At 69.6% G+C, this 15309-nt stretch carries 14 protein-coding genes; 9 read left to right on the plus strand and 5 right to left on the minus strand.

The genetic code is table 11. From position 1 onward, the window contains the following. Positions 1-4 precede the first annotated feature (4 nt). The 5 genes from OG707_RS11120 to pcaDC are packed head-to-tail and all read left to right on the plus strand — an operon-like array spanning position 5 to position 4538. Positions 5-742 (plus strand): CoA-transferase subunit beta, encoded by a 738-nt coding sequence (locus OG707_RS11120; protein WP_329127731.1) that lies wholly within the window; start codon positions 5-7, stop codon positions 740-742. Further along, positions 739-1509, plus strand: coding sequence for a protocatechuate 3,4-dioxygenase subunit beta (gene pcaH / locus OG707_RS11125; RefSeq protein WP_329116992.1), 771 nt, complete (start codon positions 739-741; stop codon positions 1507-1509). The genes OG707_RS11120 and pcaH overlap by 4 nt, the downstream gene beginning before the upstream one ends. Then, on the plus strand, positions 1506-2009 hold the full coding sequence (pcaG, locus tag OG707_RS11130; RefSeq protein WP_329116994.1) for a protocatechuate 3,4-dioxygenase subunit alpha: 504 nt from the start codon (positions 1506-1508) through the stop codon (positions 2007-2009). The genes pcaH and pcaG overlap by 4 nt, the downstream gene beginning before the upstream one ends. Further along, positions 1996-3396 carry a lyase family protein gene (locus tag OG707_RS11135; protein ID WP_329116996.1) on the plus strand — a complete coding sequence of 467 codons (1401 nt, stop codon included), beginning with the start codon at positions 1996-1998 and terminating at the stop codon, positions 3394-3396. The genes pcaG and OG707_RS11135 overlap by 14 nt, the downstream gene beginning before the upstream one ends. After that, positions 3393-4538, plus strand: coding sequence for a bifunctional 3-oxoadipate enol-lactonase/4-carboxymuconolactone decarboxylase PcaDC (gene pcaDC / locus OG707_RS11140; RefSeq protein WP_329116998.1), 1146 nt, complete (start codon positions 3393-3395; stop codon positions 4536-4538). The genes OG707_RS11135 and pcaDC overlap by 4 nt, the downstream gene beginning before the upstream one ends. A gap of 132 nt (positions 4539-4670) precedes the next feature. On the opposite strand, the gene ppdK is transcribed toward pcaDC, so the two are convergent. Both ppdK and dusB read right to left on the minus strand, forming a co-directional pair. Next, positions 4671-7391: a pyruvate, phosphate dikinase gene (gene ppdK, locus OG707_RS11145; RefSeq protein ID WP_329117000.1), complete on the minus strand. Its 2721-nt coding sequence runs from the start codon at positions 7389-7391 to the stop codon at positions 4671-4673. 589 nt (positions 7392-7980) lie between these two features. Continuing rightward, the gene (gene dusB, locus OG707_RS11150; RefSeq protein ID WP_329117003.1) at positions 7981-9108 is read right to left on the minus strand and encodes a tRNA dihydrouridine synthase DusB; all 1128 of its coding nucleotides are present in this window, start codon (positions 9106-9108) and stop codon (positions 7981-7983) included. A 52-nt stretch (positions 9109-9160) separates the two neighbouring features. On the opposite strand from dusB, the gene OG707_RS11155 reads away from it, so the two are divergent. Further along, complete coding sequence (locus OG707_RS11155) at positions 9161-10615, plus strand: MFS transporter (protein ID WP_329117005.1); 1455 nt, start codon at positions 9161-9163, stop codon at positions 10613-10615. Here OG707_RS11155 and OG707_RS11160 read toward each other — a convergent pair. After that, a complete protein-coding gene (locus tag OG707_RS11160) occupies positions 10588-11442 on the minus strand; it encodes a helix-turn-helix transcriptional regulator (RefSeq protein WP_329117007.1) in 855 nt (284 codons plus the stop codon). The genes OG707_RS11155 and OG707_RS11160 overlap by 28 nt on opposite strands. Positions 11443-11543: 101 nt before the next feature. Here OG707_RS11160 and OG707_RS11165 point away from each other — a divergent pair, with 101 nt between their 5' ends. Beyond that, a complete protein-coding gene (locus OG707_RS11165) occupies positions 11544-12992 on the plus strand; it encodes an MFS transporter (protein ID WP_329117008.1) in 1449 nt (482 codons plus the stop codon). 89 nt (positions 12993-13081) lie between these two features. Here OG707_RS11165 and OG707_RS11170 read toward each other — a convergent pair whose 3' ends face one another. After that, positions 13082-13297, minus strand: coding sequence for a DUF6243 family protein (locus OG707_RS11170; protein WP_329117011.1), 216 nt, complete (start codon positions 13295-13297; stop codon positions 13082-13084). Between the two features lie 113 nt (positions 13298-13410). Between OG707_RS11170 and OG707_RS11175 the strand changes: the two genes are divergently transcribed. Together OG707_RS11175 and OG707_RS11180 are read left to right on the plus strand one after the other, a co-directional pair. Then, on the plus strand, positions 13411-14418 hold the full coding sequence (locus tag OG707_RS11175) for an aldo/keto reductase (RefSeq protein ID WP_329117013.1): 1008 nt from the start codon (positions 13411-13413) through the stop codon (positions 14416-14418). A gap of 55 nt (positions 14419-14473) precedes the next feature. Then, a complete protein-coding gene (locus OG707_RS11180) occupies positions 14474-15058 on the plus strand; it encodes a TetR/AcrR family transcriptional regulator (protein ID WP_329117015.1) in 585 nt (194 codons plus the stop codon). A 9-nt stretch (positions 15059-15067) separates the two neighbouring features. On the opposite strand, the gene OG707_RS11185 is transcribed toward OG707_RS11180, so the two are convergent. After that, complete coding sequence (locus OG707_RS11185) at positions 15068-15292, minus strand: hypothetical protein (protein ID WP_329117017.1); 225 nt, start codon at positions 15290-15292, stop codon at positions 15068-15070. Positions 15293-15309: the final 17 nt, after the last annotated feature.

The raw sequence follows: 15309 nt of genomic DNA on the forward strand, positions 1-15309 counted from the left end.
ACTGATGGAGGTCAACGCGGCCCGCGCCCTGGCCGGGGCGAAGACCTGCTTCGTCGGCATCGGCCTGCCCTCCACGGCGGCGAACCTCGCGCGCGCCACGCTCAACCCCGGCCTGGTCCTGATCTACGAGTCGGGCACCATCGGCTCCAAGCCGACCCGCCTCCCGCTCTCCATCGGCGACGGCGAACTGGCCGAGACGGCGGACGCGGTGGTCCCCGTCCCGGAGATGTTCAACTACTGGCTGCAGGGCGGCCGTATCGACTTCGGCTTCCTTGGCGCCGCCCAGGTGGACCGTTTCGCCAACATCAACACCACGGTCGTCGACCGGGGCCCGGACCGCCCCGAGGGACGACTGCCGGGCGCGGGCGGCGCCCCCGAGATCGCGGCCAACTGCCGGCAGGTACTGATGGTGCTGCGCCACTCCCCCCGCAATTTCGTCGCGAAGCTGGACTTCGTCACGACGCTCGGCCACGGCACGGGCCCGCACGACCGCGCACGGCTCGGCATGCGCGGAGCGGGACCGGTGGCGGTCATCACGGACCTGGGGATCCTGCGCCCCGACCCGGACACGGCGGAGCTCACGCTCACCGATCTCCACCCGGGGATCACGGTGGAGCAGGTACGGAAGGCGACGGGCTGGGAGCTGCGGACGGCAGCGGAACTCCGTACGACACCCTCACCGACGGAAGCCGAACTGACGGCACTCCGCACCCTCAAGTCAGCGGGAAAGAAAGCCTCATGACGCTCAATCAATCAGACATCGACACGGAAGTGTCGGCGATACGCGAGGCGTACGAGAAGGCGCGGGCGGGCGGCGCCCCGGTCGCGCACCACCCGCCGCGCGACTACGCCCCGTACCGCAGCAGCGTCCTGCGCCACCCCAAGCAGCCCCTGGTGGCGATCGCGGGCGACCCGGAGGCGATGGAACTGACGGGCCCGGTCTTCGGCGCAACGGACGTCGGGGACCTGGACAACGACCTGACGCGCCGGCACACCGGCGAACCGCTCGGCGAACGCATCACCGTCAGCGGCCGCCTCCTGGACAGCGCAGGACGCCCGGTGCGCGGCCAGCTGATCGAGGTGTGGCAGGCGAACGCCTCGGGCCGCTACCCGCACCAACGCGACCAGCACCAGGCCCCGTTGGACCCCAACTTCACGGGGACGGGCCGGATGCTGACGTCGGAGGCGGACGGCTCGTACAGCTTCACGACGATCAAGCCGGGTGCGTACCCGTGGCGCAACCACGAGAACGCCTGGCGCCCGGCGCACATCCACTTCTCGCTCTTCGGGACGGCGTTCACGCAGCGTCTGATCACGCAGATGTACTTCCCCGGCGACCCGCTCTTCGCGTACGACCCGATCCTTCAGTCGGTGACGGACGAAGCGGCGCGCGCCCGCCTGGTGGCCACGTACGACCACGCGCTCTCGCGACCCGAATTCTCACTCGGCTACCGCTGGGACATCGTCCTGGACGGCCCGTCCGCGACCTGGATCGAGGAAGGCCGATGACCTCTCAACTTCCCACGCCTTCGCACACGGTGGGCCCGTTCTACGGCTACGCGCTGCCCTTCGAGGGCGGCGGCGAGATGGCACCGCCCGGCCACGCGTCGGCGATCACGCTGCACGGCTGCGTGTACGACGGAGAGGGCGAGCCGGTGCCGGACGCGCTGCTGGAGTTCTGGCAGGGCGAAGGACTGCCGGGCTCGCTGCACAGGAACGGCGTGGACTTCACGGGCTTCGGCCGGGTGGCGACGGACGCGGCGGGCCACTGGACGGTGCACACGCTCGCGCCGAGGACGCCGTACATCAGCGTGTGCGTCTTCGCGCGGGGGCTCACGCACCACCTGTTCACGCGGGCGTACGTGAACGACGGCCCGGACACGCTGCTGGACGCGCTGCCGCCGGAGAGGCGGGAGACGCTGCTCGCGCAGGGCGGCGAGGGTCGTACGTACCGCTTCGACATCCGCCTGCAGGGCGAGGGAGAGACGGTGTTCCTTGACTTCCGCTGAGGAGACGGCAGATGTGGGCCTGCTGTCGCCGGTGAGCGCGGGGACGCGGGTGGAGGCGGCGACGGGGGACGCGGCGTATCTGCAGGCGATGGTGGATGCGGAGGTGGCGCTGCTGAGGGCGCGGGGTTTGGCGGCGGACGGGGTGGACGCGGGGGATCTGGACGTACGGGCTCTGGCGTTGAAGGCGCGGGCGGGAGGGAACCCGGTGATCCCGCTGGTGGAGGAGTTGCGCGTACGACTGGGCCCGGAGACGCACAGGGGCGCGACGAGCCAGGACATCCTGGACACGGCGACGATGCTGGTGGCGCGGGAGTCGGTGGCGCTGATCGTGGAGGACCTGCAACGGGCGGCGAAGGCGCTGGAGGGCCTGGCGAGGGAGCACAGGAACACCCCGATGCCGGCCCGCACGCTGACGCAGCACGCGGTGCCGACGACGTTCGGCCTGAAGGCGGCGGGCTGGAGGTCTTTGGTGCTGGACGCCAGAGACCGCCTGCAGAGACTGGCGTACCCGGCCCAACTTGGCGGCGCAGCAGGCACCTTGGCAGCACTGTCGACGCTGCTGCACCTGCCGCCCACCTGTGGGCAATCGTTCCGCAGGGCGGAACGGGTGGGCACAGCCACGACGCTGACTGCCGAATCCACCCCCGTAACGGGGTCTGGGGCGGAGCCCCAGTTTCGGGAAGGGGTGGGTCCGGGGCCCCAGCCCGCCGCAGGCGCACCCCCGACCCCGTACACACCCCTGACCCTGGTCAACGCCTACGCGGACAACCTCAACCTCACACCCCCGCCCCTCCCCTGGCACACCCTCCGCACCCCCATCACAGACCTGGCAACGACCCTCGCATTCACGACAACAGCCCTAGGAAAACTGGCCGCAGACGTCCTCACCCTCACCCGCACAGAAGTAGCCGAACTCTCCGAGGGCGAAGGCGGAACCTCCTCCGCCATGCCCCACAAACAGAACCCCGTCCACGCCACCCTCATCACCTCCGCAGCCCGCCAGGCCCCCCACCTGGCAGCCACCCTCCTCACCGCACTCCTCGCAGAGGACGAACGCCCCCCAGGCGCCTGGCACGCGGAGTGGCACCCCCTCCGCACGCTCCTCCGCCTCACGGCGGGCGCAGCCGAACACGCAGCCGCCCTCACCGCCACCCTCCGCGTGGACCCCGCCCGGATGCGAGCGAACCTGGACCTCACAGGCGGCCTGATCATCAGCGAACGCCTGACGGCAACACTGGGCCGAGCCCGCACAGAAGAACTCATCGCCGAATCAACAGCCAAGAACATCCCTCTCAAGGACCTGATCCCCGACAAGACCCTCACCGATCCGGCCCAATACACAGGCGCAGCAGCCGAGTTGGTGGACAGAGCCCTGGAGCGCCAGTGAAGAACAACCTCCCCCACCACACCCTCCAGGGCCCCGCCTCCGGCACCCCCCTGATCCTGGGCCCCTCCCTCGGCACAAGCCTCCACGTCTGGGACCCCCAACTCCCCGCCCTCACCCGAACCCACCGCACCCTCCGCTGGGACCTCCCGGGCCACGGCGGCTCCCCGGCGTCGCTCCTCGACCCCACCCACCCGCCCCGCGTAGCCGACCTGGCGACGCTCGTCCTGCGCCTGGCGGACGCCCAGGGCTGGGAGCGCTTCTCGTACGCCGGCATCTCCCTGGGCGGCGCGGTCGGTCTCCGTCTCGCGGCGGATCACCCGGACCGCATCGACCGCCTGGCGGTCGTCTGTTCCGCGGCAAGGTTCGGCACTCCGGAGTCATGGCGGGAACGCGCAGATCTGGTCCGCGCAAAGGGCACGGCCACGATGGCGGACAGCCGCCCCGGGACCTGGTTCTCCCCCGCCTTCGCGAAAACCCAAGCAGGCCAACGCCTGATCGAGGACCTGATCGCCACGGACCGCACCGCCTACGCCGCCGCCTGCGAAGCCCTCGCAGCCTTCGACATCCGCGCCGAGCTCCCCACCATCAAGGCCCCCACCCTGGTGATCGCAGGCCGCAACGACCCGGCAACGCCCCCCGCCTCGGCCCGAGAACTGGCCGACTCAATCCCCCACGCAACACTCCTCGAGATCCCAGAAGCAGCCCACCTGGCCAACGCAGAACGCCCCGAGCCGGTAACAGCAGCCCTGCTCCAGCACTTCACGCGCACACCCACCGGCGAAACAGTCCGCAGAGCAGTCCTGGGCGACGCCCACGTGGACCGCGCAACCACCACAACAACCCCCTTCACAGCCCCGTTCCAGGACTTCATCACCCGCTACGCCTGGGGCGAGATCTGGACCGACCCGACCCTCGACCACCGCACCCGCAGCTGCATCACGCTCACCGCACTGACCGCGCACGGCCACCACACCGAGCTGGCCCTGCACGTCAGGGCGGCCCTCACCAACGGTCTGTCCCGTACCGAGATCGGCGCGGTTCTCCTCCAGACGGCGGTCTACTGCGGTGTCCCGGCGGCCAATTCGGCATTCGCAGTGGCCCAACGTGTCTTCGACGAACTGGACGGAACGAACAACGGCTGAGGGACGGGTCCATCTCCGCACAAGATGGTGGTCCCGCCCCTCAGCCGTGGGGAATCCGGAGCCGCCGCCGGCCGGTGAGGGTGGGGTTTCCCGTCCCGGCGGCAGCTCCGGAGTTGAGTCGGTCAGGTCAGGTCAGCGGCTGTCGCTGCCCTTCGACTCCGCGGCCGCGCGCCCCGCTTCGAGGCGGGCGACGGGGATCCGGAACGGCGAGCAGGACACGTAGTCGAGCCCGACCTCGTGGAAGAAGTGCACCGACTCCGGGTCGCCGCCGTGCTCGCCGCAGACGCCGAGCTTGAGGTCGGGCCGCGTCGCGCGCCCGGCCTCGCAGGCGCTGCGCACCAGCGCGCCGACGCCGTCGCGGTCGATCGTCTCGAACGGGGAGACTCCGAAGATGCCCTTCTCCAGGTACGCGGTGAAGAAGGAGGCCTCCACGTCGTCGCGGCTGAAGCCCCACACGGTCTGGGTGAGGTCGTTCGTCCCGAACGAGAAGAACTGAGCCGCCTCCGCGATCTGCCCGGCGGTCAGCGCGGCCCGGGGAAGCTCGATCATCGTCCCGATGGTGAGCTTCAGCCGGGTCCCCGTAGCGGCCTCGACCTCGGCGATGACCTGGTCGGCCTCGTCCCGTACGATCTCCAGCTCCTGCACCGTCCCCACGAGCGGAATCATGATCTCCGCACGCGGGTCGCCCTTGGCGTTCTTGCGCTCGGCGGCGGCCTCCGCGATGGCTCGTACCTGCATGGCGAACAGTCCAGGAATCACCAGCCCCAGCCGCACACCGCGCAGCCCCAGCATGGGGTTCTGCTCATGCAGCTTGTGGACGGCCTGCAGCAACCGCAGATCGTTCTCATTCGCATCCTTGCGGGACTCCGCAAGTGCCACCCGTACGGACAACTCCGTGATGTCGGGCAGGAATTCGTGCAGCGGCGGGTCGAGCAGCCGCACGGTCACCGGCAGTCCGTCCATCGCCTCGAAGAGCTCGATGAAGTCGGCCTTCTGCAACGGCAGCAAGGCACCCAGTGCCACCTCGCGCTCGTTGTCGGTGTCGGCGAGGATCAGCCGCTCGACGAGCTCGCGCCGCTCGCCGAGGAACATGTGCTCGGTACGGCAGAGCCCGATGCCCTGCGCTCCGAACCGCCGCGCGCGCAGCGCGTCCTCGGCGTTGTCGGCGTTGGCGCGTACGCGCAGCCGGCGCACCCGGTCCGCGTACGCCATGATCCGGTGGACGGCGGCGACCAGTTCGTCGGCGTCGTCGGCGCCTGCGTGCATGCGCCCCTCGAAGTACTCGACGACCGGCGAGGGAACGACAGGCACCTCACCTGCGTACACCTTGCCCGTGGAGCCGTCGATCGAGACGACGTCGCCCTCCTCGATGACGACCCCGCCCGCGGCGGTGAGCCGCCGCCGCTTGGTGTCGACCTCGATCTCCTCGGCGCCGCAGACACAGGTCTTGCCCATGCCGCGTGCGACGACGGCGGCGTGCGAGGTCTTGCCGCCGCGCGAGGTCAGGATGCCTTCGGCGGCGATCATGCCGTCGAGGTCGTCCGGATTGGTCTCCCTCCGAATGAGGATGACCTTCTCGCCGGACCGCGACCACTTGATCGCGGTGTACGAGTCGAAGACCGCCTTGCCGACCGCCGCACCGGGCGATGCGGCGATGCCGCGCCCGATCAGATCGACCTTGGCGTCCTCGTCGAAGCGCGGGAACATCAGCTGCGCGAGCTGAGCACCGTTGACGCGCTGCAGCGCCTCGGCCTCGTCGATGAGCCCCTGGTCGACGAGCTGGGTGGCGATACGGAAGGCGGCGCCCGCCGTCCGCTTGCCGACGCGTGTCTGCAGCATCCACAACTGGCCGCGCTCGATGGTGAATTCGATGTCGCAGAGATCCTTGTAGTGGTTCTCAAGGGTCTTCATGATCTGCATGAGCTGGTCGTACGAGGCCTTGTCGATGGCCTCCAGCTCGGCGAGCGGCACGGTGTTGCGGATACCGGCGACGACGTCTTCGCCCTGCGCGTTCTGCAGGTAGTCGCCGTAGACGCCGGCGTGCCCGGAGGCGGGATCGCGGGTGAAGGCAACCCCTGTCCCCGAGTCGGGCCCGAGGTTCCCGAAGACCATGGAACACACGTTGACGGCCGTCCCGAGGTCCCCCGGGATGCGCTCCTGGCGCCGGTAGAGCTTGGCGCGATCGGTGTTCCACGAGTCGAAGACGGCGTGGATCGCAAGATCCATCTGCTCGCGCGGGTCCTGCGGGAACGTCCGCCCCGCCTCGCGCTCGACGATCTTCTTGAAGTGCTTGACGAGCTTCTTCAGCTCACCGGCAGGAAGATCGACGTCGCTGACGACACCCTTGGCGTCCTTGGCCTCTTCGAGCGCCTCCTCGAAGAGGTCCCCGTCGACGCCGAGCACGGTCTTGCCGAACATCTGGATGAGCCGCCGGTAGGAGTCCCACGCGAAGCGCTCGTCGCCGGCCTGCGCGGCGAGCCCGACCACGGACTCGTCGGAGAGGCCGATGTTGAGGACGGTGTCCATCATCCCGGGCATGGAGAACTTGGCCCCGGAGCGGACGGAGACGAGCAGCGGGTCGTCGGCCTGACCGAGCCGCTTGCCCATCTTCTTCTCGAGGGCGTCGAGGTGCGCACTCACCTCGTCACGGAGCTCGGCCGGTTCGTCGCCGCTGTCGAGGTAGACCTTGCAGGCGTCGGTGGTGATGGTGAAGCCCGGAGGGACGGGCAGACCGAGGTTGGTCATCTCGGCGAGGTTCGCACCCTTCCCGCCGAGCAGGTCCTTCAAATCCTTGTTGCCCTCGGTGAAGTCGTAGACGAACTTCGTTACGTGAGGATCTTTGTTTTCCGACACGGGTCTCGACTCCTCGACGACGCGGTGGCTGCCCTGACGGCGAGGAACATACCCAGATCGAAGGCGTCTGGGTACGTCCACTTGCCCGTCATACGGCCTTAACCACTCGTCCGCCAGCAGATCGAAAGTGACGGACGGGTAGCGAAAGCCGACCCCGTGCATTCACTTCTCGAACGGAACACCACACAGCGCAACAGGAGTTCCGCATTCCGCTCACACAGAGCAAGGACGGTCCGATCCATCGAACACAAAGAGGGTGGCACTGAGTGCCACTCCTTGGAGAGATGCAACCACGCAAGATCCGCTCACCTGAGCGCACCCCCTATCAAGCGTGGCGAGAATCACGCGCTCCAGACGCCCGGATCCCAGATCCCGGACCCCCAAATGGACACCCCGCACCCGCCGACGGCGCTCAGCGCCTCACAGGAAAACCCGCACCCAACCCACCCACCCGCACGGGTGGTGCGGGTGGGAACCCCGCACGGCCGCCAGGCCGTGCGCACCACAACAGACCCGCACCCGCACAACAACTCCGAGCCCACCCCGAGCAGCCCGCGCCGCGCCCGCCCACCGGACCCGCGCCGACCGGTCACCCCCCAGACGTGTCGAGCTCCGCCTCCGCGCTGACCCCCGAGCAGTCGTACGGGTCCTTGAGCCACCCGTCCGGCAGCACGACCCGCCCGTTCCCCGACGTACGCCCGCGCGGCCCGTCCGCACCCACCGGCCACGGCTGATCGAGGTCCAGGACCCCGAGGTGGTCGTCCATCTCGGCCAGGGACGAGGTCACGGCAAGCTTCTTGCGCAGGTCGGAGCCGACCGCGAAGCCCTTGAGGTACCAGGCGACATGCTTACGGAAGTCGACAACACCCCGCTTCTCGTCGCCGATCCACTCGCCGAGCAGCTGCGCGTGACGCCGCATGGCCGCGGCGACCTGGCGCAGCTGAGGCGTCTCACGGTCCTCCCGGCCCTCGAAGGCGGCCACGAGATCCCCGAACAGCCAAGGCCGCCCCAGGCACCCGCGCCCGACCACAACCCCGTCGCACCCGGTCTCCCGCACCATCCGCAGCGCATCGTCGGCGGACCAGATATCGCCGTTCCCCAGCACCGGGATCTCGGGCACATGCTCCTTCAGCCGCGCGATCGCGTCCCAGTCCGCGGTGCCCCCGTAGTGCTGGGCAGCGGTCCGCCCGTGCAGCGCGATGGCGGTGACACCCTCGTCGACCGCGATCCGCCCGGCGTCCAGATACGTCATGTGGTCGTCGTCGATGCCCTTGCGCATCTTCATCGTGACGGGCAGATCACCCGCGTTGCCGACGGCCTCGTTCAGGATCGCCCGCAGCAGGGGCCGCTTGTACGGAAGCGCCGACCCGCCGCCCTTCCGGGTCACCTTCGGCACGGGGCACCCGAAGTTCAGGTCAATATGATCGGCGAGATCCTCGTCCACGATCATCCGCACGGCCTTGCCCACCGTGACGGGATCCACTCCGTAGAGCTGGATCGACCGAGGCGTCTCCGTCTCGTCGAAGTGGATGAGATGCATGGTCTTCTCGTTGCGTTCGACCAGCGCCCGCGTCGTGATCATCTCGCTGACGAACAGCCCCTTCCCGCCGCTGTATTCGCGGCAGAGGGTACGGAACGGAGCATTGGTGATGCCCGCCATGGGGGCAAGCACGACGGGCGGCTGCACCTGGTGCGGGCCGATGTTGAGCGTGGTCATTCCCCCATTGTCGCGTACGCGAGCACTCATTAGTTAGCCGTACTATCGACACATGCCCGAGCTCAGCCACCGTCGACGCATGCTCGTCCTTGCCATCTGCTGCATGAGCCTGCTGATCGTCAGCCTCGACAACACCATCCTCAACGTCGCGCTCCCCTCCATGCAGAAGGACCTGAACGCGAGCCTCGCGGGGATGCAGTGGACCATCGACGCGTACACCCTGGTCCTGGCCTCGCTCCTGATGCTCGCGGGCTCCACCGCCGACCGCATCGGCCGCCGCAGGGTCTTCAAGGCCGGGCTCGTCATCTTCACCATCGGCTCGCTGCTCTGCTCGGTCGCGCCCAACCTCGAATCGCTGGTCGCCTTCCGGATGGTCCAGGCGGTCGGCGGCTCGATGCTCAACCCGGTCGCGATGTCGATCATCACCAACACCTTCACGGAACCCCGTGAGCGCGCCCGCGCCATCGGCGTCTGGGGCGGTGTGGTCGGTGTCTCGATGGCCGCGGGCCCCATCGTCGGCGGTCTGCTCGTCGACTCGGTGGGCTGGCGCTCGATCTTCTGGGTCAACCTCCCCGTCGGCCTCGCGGCCCTCTTCCTCACCTGGCGCTATATCCCCGAGTCCCGCGCCCCCAAGGGCCGCCGCCCCGATCCGGTCGGCCAGCTGCTGGTCATCGCGCTGCTCGGCTCCCTCACGTACGCGATCATCGAGGCGCCCAGCGCCGGCTGGACCTCCCCGGAGATCCTGGCCTTCGCCGCGCTCGCCGCGGCCGCGCTCATCGGCCTGCTCGTCTACGAACCGCGCCGGACCGAACCCCTCATCGACCTGCGCTTCTTCCGCAGCGCACCGTTCAGCGGCGCCACGGTCATCGCGATCTGCGCCTTCGCCGCGCTCGGTGGCTTCCTCTTCCTCAACACCCTCTATCTGCAGGATGTCCGCGGCCTGTCCGCTCTCCACGCGGGCCTCTACATGCTCCCGATGGCCGCCATGACGCTGGTCTGCGCGCCGATCTCGGGACGCATCGTCGGCAGCCGCGGCCCGCGCATCTCGCTCTTCGTCGCGGGCGTCGCGATGGCGGCGAGCGGCCTGCTGTTCGCGGCCTTCGAGGCGGAGACCTCCACCCCGCTGCTCTTCACCGGGTACGTCCTCTTCGGCCTCGGCTTCGGCGTCGTCAACGCCCCCATCACCAACACCGCCGTGTCCGGCATGCCCCGCACCCAGGCGGGCGTCGCATCCGCCGTCGCATCGACCAGCCGGCAGTTCGGCCAGACGCTGGGCGTGGCCGTGATCGGGGCGGTGCTGGCCTCGGGCGTCAGCGCGTCCTCGTACGCGGACAGCTTCGTCGGGGCGAGCCGTCCGGCCTGGTGGATCATCACCGGCTGCGGTGTGGCCGTACTCGCCATAGGGCTGCTGACCAGCGGGAAGTGGGCCCGCGGAACGGCCCTCCGTACGGCGGAGAGGCTGGAGGCCCCGGAGACCTCTCAGGCCGCGACGGGCGCCAACGCGTAGAGCTGCTCCAGGCGCATCCGTGAGTCGGCGTTGAGCGGGACGTAGGAGACGAGTCGCGGTCCGGACGAGGGGCCCAGCCAGAGGTTGGTGTGCTCCAGGTGCATCAGGCCCACGTGCGGGTTGCGTATGTACTTCACGCGGCTGCCCTGGTCGACGATCTCGTGCTTCGCCCACACCTCCCGGAACTCCGGCGAGGTCGTCTCCAGCCGCTTGAGCAGTGCCTTCCAGGCGGGCTCGGCGAGGTGCGAGGCCATGGAGGCGCGGAACTTGGCGGCCATCGTGCGGTTGGCCTCGGTGATGTCGACGAGCGAGGACCTGAACTCCTCGTTGCAGAACGCCAGCCACATGCAGTTGCGGTCCGCCGGGCTCAGCGCGTCCATGTCGCAGAGGAGACGGCCGTAGGTGACGTTGTACGCCAGGATGTCGTACCGGCTGTTCATGACACAGGCCGGTATCGGGTCGAGCTGTTCCAGCATGAGCCGCAGGGACGGCGTGACGCTCGGACAGTCGGCGTTCGGAGCGGGGTCGCTGGCGCCGGCGAGCGAGAAGAGATGCGTGCGCTCGCTCGAGTCGAGAAGCAGGGCGCGGGCTATGGCGTCCAGGACCTGGGGCGAGACCTGTATCTCCCTCGCCTGCTCCAGCCACGTGTACCAGGTGACCCCGACCGCGGCGAGAGACGCGACCTCCTCGCGGCGGAGCCCCGGCGTGCGACGGCGGGCGCCGCGGGGCAGTCCCACCTGCTCAGGGGTGATGCGCTCGCGGCGGCTGCGCAGAAAGGCCGCCAGCTCGTGCCTGCGTACATCGGTCTCCGGCGCCATCGTGGTCATGCATCCAGAGTGCCGCACACCTCAGCCCGTTGCCAGGTACTGCTACTACCAGGATAAGGAGACTCTGGTACCAGGCTGAGCGCCGGAGGAGTCTCGATGTCGTGAGTACTGCATCTGTGACCACCTCGCCCACCGCCACTCCCACCGTCCCACGCCACGACCACCCCACGCCGGTGCTCGGAGCGCTCGGGCTCTTCACCGTGCTGCTCGGCGCGGCCCTCCCCCTGATCGACTTCTTCATCGTCAACGTCGCACTGCCGACCATCGCGCACGATCTGGCCGCGAGCAGCGCGATGCTGGAGCTCGTCGTCGCCGGGTACGGCGTCGCGTACGCGGTCCTGCTCGTCCTGGGCGGCCGGCTCGGCGACATGGTCGGCCGCAGGCGGCTCTTCATGATCGGCATGGCGGCTTTCGGCCTCACCTCGCTGGCCTGCGGTCTCGCCCCGAGCGCCTGGGCGCTGGTCGGTGCCCGTGTGGCGCAGGGCGCGGCTGCCGCGCTGATGATGCCGCAGGTGCTCGCCACGGTGCAGGCCACCACCACCGGTCCCCGCAGGGCGCGGGCGATGAGCCTGTTCGGTGCGACGGCCGGACTCTCCATGGTCGCCGGGCAGATCCTGGGCGGCGTCCTGGTCGCGGCCGACATCGCGGGCTCCGGCTGGCGGGCGATCTTCCTGGTCAACGTCCCTGTGGCGATCGTCGGTCTGGTCCTGGCCGGCCGGTTCGTCCCGGAGACCCGTTCCGAGAAGCCCGCGCCCGTCGACGTACCGGGAACGCTGCTTCTGGGGCTCTCCCTGGTGACTCTGCTCGCCCCGCTGACCGAGGGCAGGGCGGCCGGCTGGCCCGTGTGGACCTGGGTCTCGCTGGCCCTCTTCCCCTTCGCTGCGACGGCCTTCTTCCTGACCGAGCGGGCCGCCGACCGGCGCGGTGAGGTGCCGCTGGTGCCGCCGAGCCTGCTGCGGCTGCACTCGCTGCGCAGCGGTCTGACGCTGGTGCTGCCCTTCTCGATCGGCTTCGGCGGATTCATGTTCGTGATCGCGGTCGCTCTGCAGCAGGGGCTGCGGATGGGGCCCGTCAGTGCCGGCCTCGCCCTGGTCCCGATGGCGGCCGCGTTCTTCGCCGCATCGCTCGCCGGGCCGCGGCTCGTCGGCAAGTACGGCAGCAGGGTGGTCACCGCGGGCGGGCTCATTCAGGCCGTGGGCGTCGTGACCATCGCGGCGACCGTGTGGTGGGGCTGGGACGGCCTCGGCATCGCGGGCCTGGCGCCCGGAACAGCGCTGGCCGGCTTCGGCCAGGGGCTCCAACTCCCCGTCCTCATGCGGATCGTGCTCTCGGACGTCCCCGCGGAGCGGGCGGGTGTGGGCAGCGGCGTGATGACGACCACGCAGCAGTCCGCGCTGGCGCTCGGGGTCGCGACGCTGGGCAGCCTCTTCCTGACCCTGATCCCCTCGGTGGGCATGCGGGAGGCCCTCGCCGTCACGCTGCTCGTGCAGCTCGCGGCGGTCGCGGTCACCGTGCTGCTGAGCCTCAGGCTGCCGCGCACCGTGAGGTAGCCCGCCTCAGATGCGTACCGACGACTGCGGGCCCGGAACACCTTGGTGTTCCGGGCCCGCAGTCGTGTCTCTGTTCCAGGACAGTCAGGTCAGCCCTGCTGCTCCGCACCCTCGGTGTTCTCGGTGCTCTCCGCGGCCTCGGTGCCCGCCGCGCGCTCGCGCATCTTGCGCGCCAGCTCCTGCTTCGCGTCCGCAGAGGTCCTGCGGTCATCGGCGCTCGCACCGGCCTGGCTCTGCGAGCCCGACCGGGACATCTTCGTGCGCTGTCCGCCCACGCCGAGAAGGTTGTTTCGACTCTTAGCCATGCAGGTCACAGTACCGGGCAGCACGGCGGGCAGGGCACCATTTCACAGAACGGCTGACAAATCTCAGCTGACAGATATTGATATCTGTCAGCTGTCATGTCATAGTTGCCGTCATGAACACCACTCGCACCCTCGGCTCCACCGGTCCTCAGGTCTCCGCCCTCGGGCTCGGCTGCATGGGCATGTCCGCGTTGTACGGAGAGGCGGACCGCGCCGAGTCGATCGCCACGATCCACGCCGCCCTGGAGGCGGGCATCACGCTGCTGGACACCGGCGACTTCTACGGCATGGGCCACAACGAACTGCTGATCAACGAAGCACTGCGCACCGCCCCGGCCGCCCTGCGCGAACAGGCCCTCACCAGCGTCAAGTTCGGCGCCCTGCGCACCGTCGAGGGCGGCTTCACCGGATACGACGGCCGGCCGAACGCGGTGAAGAACTTCGCGGCGTATTCGTTGCAGCGCCTGGGCACCGACCACATCGACGTCTACCGGATCGCCCGTGTCGACCCGGACGTCCCGATCGAGGAGACCGTCGGCGCCATCGCCGAGCTGGTCGAGGCCGGCCACGTCCGGCACATCGGACTCTCCGAGGTCGGCGCCGACACCATCCGCCGGGCCGCCGCGACCGCCCCCATCGCGGACCTGCAGATCGAGTACTCCCTGATCTCCCGCTCCATCGAGGCCGAGATCCTGCCGACCCTGCGCGAACTGGGCATCGGCGTCACGGCGTACGGGGTCCTGTCCCGCGGCCTGATCAGCGGCCACTTCACCCGTGACCGCGAGCTGGCCCCGGGCGACTTCCGCGGGATGAGCCCGCGCTTCCAGGGCGAGAACCTCCAGCACAACCTCGACCTGGTCGACGCCCTGCGCAAGATCGCCGAGCAGAAGGGGGTGTCCGTGGCGCAGATCGCCATCGCCTGGGTGGCCTCCCGGGGCGACGACATCGTCCCGCTGGTCGGAGCCCGCCGCCGCGACCGCCTCACGGAGGCCCTCGGCGCACTCGACGTGACCCTCACCGCGGACGACCTCGCGGCCATCGAGCAGGCCGTCCCCGCGGGCGCGGCAGCCGGCGACCGCTACCCGTCGAACCAGATGGCCCACCTCGACAGCGAACGCTGACCTGCCGGTACGGTCGGACAGCGCAGACCCACCCCCGAGAGACGGTGCAGCCACCATGACGCCCGAAGCCCTGACCCCCGAGCGCATCCTCGAAGCGACCGAGGACGTGCTGCGCCGCCACGGCCCGGCCAAGGCGACGGTCGTGGACGTGGCACGCGTGCTCGGGGTGAGCCACGGCAGCGTCTACCGCCATTTCCGTACGAAGGCCGCGCTCCGCGAGGCCGTCACGGAGCGCTGGCTCGGGCGTACGGAAGCGGCTCTGGCGAAGATCACTGCTGATGCGGGCGAGCCGGCCCCGAGCAAGCTGGAGCACTGGCTGACCACGCTGTTCGAGGCCAAGCGGCACAAGGCGGGGGACGACCCCGAGCTGTTCGCCACGTACACCGTGCTGCTCGACGAGAGCAGCGGGGTGGTCGACCGGCATCTGACCGAGCTGGTGAGTCAGGTGACGGAGATCATCGAACAGGGCACGCGCGAAGGGGAGTTCGCGGTGGACGATGCCGGGTCTGCCGCCCAGGCGGTGTTCGCCGCCACGGCCCGCTTCCACGACCCGGGGTATGCGGCGGAGTGGCGGAGGCCCACCATCGAGGCGGAGTTCAGCGCGGTGTCGGGTCTGCTGATGCGCGGGCTGCGCGCGTAACGGCGCGCGTCACCGCTCGCCGCCGCCCGTACCCGCACCGGGGTCGACGGTCGCCTGGTGGGCGTCGGCCAGATGTTCCTCCGCCTTCAGCCACGGCAGGAACTGGGTGGCCTTGCGCCAGCCGCAGGTGTCACAGGTCAACGCCCGCTGGATACCGGCCTTCTGGACGTGTACGACATGTTCGCGTCCGTGCTGGTCCCATCTGCTGACCTTGCTGGTGGTCATGGACGGCATGGGTGCCCCCTTGCTCG

This window comes from Streptomyces sp. NBC_01465 (genome assembly GCF_036227325.1).
Taxonomy (GTDB): Bacteria; Actinomycetota; Actinomycetes; order Streptomycetales; family Streptomycetaceae; genus Streptomyces.

Excerpts from the sequence above, each read along its gene's own strand:
- OG707_RS11160 (WP_329117007.1), bottom strand. The coding sequence starts at position 11,442 with ATGACCACGATGGCGCCGGAGACCGATGTACGCAGGCACGAGCTGGCG.
- pcaH (WP_329116992.1), top strand. The coding sequence starts at position 739 with ATGACGCTCAATCAATCAGACATCGACACGGAAGTGTCGGCGATACGC.
- OG707_RS11185 (WP_329117017.1), bottom strand. The coding sequence starts at position 15,292 with ATGCCGTCCATGACCACCAGCAAGGTCAGCAGATGGGACCAGCACGGA.
- OG707_RS11170 (WP_329117011.1), bottom strand. The coding sequence starts at position 13,297 with ATGGCTAAGAGTCGAAACAACCTTCTCGGCGTGGGCGGACAGCGCACG.
- dusB (WP_329117003.1), bottom strand. The coding sequence starts at position 9,108 with ATGACCACGCTCAACATCGGCCCGCACCAGGTGCAGCCGCCCGTCGTG.
- pcaG (WP_329116994.1), top strand. The coding sequence starts at position 1,506 with ATGACCTCTCAACTTCCCACGCCTTCGCACACGGTGGGCCCGTTCTAC.
- OG707_RS11180 (WP_329117015.1), top strand. The coding sequence starts at position 14,474 with ATGACGCCCGAAGCCCTGACCCCCGAGCGCATCCTCGAAGCGACCGAG.
- OG707_RS11155 (WP_329117005.1), top strand. The coding sequence starts at position 9,161 with ATGCCCGAGCTCAGCCACCGTCGACGCATGCTCGTCCTTGCCATCTGC.
- OG707_RS11120 (WP_329127731.1), top strand. The coding sequence starts at position 5 with ATGGAGGTCAACGCGGCCCGCGCCCTGGCCGGGGCGAAGACCTGCTTC.
- OG707_RS11175 (WP_329117013.1), top strand. The coding sequence starts at position 13,411 with ATGAACACCACTCGCACCCTCGGCTCCACCGGTCCTCAGGTCTCCGCC.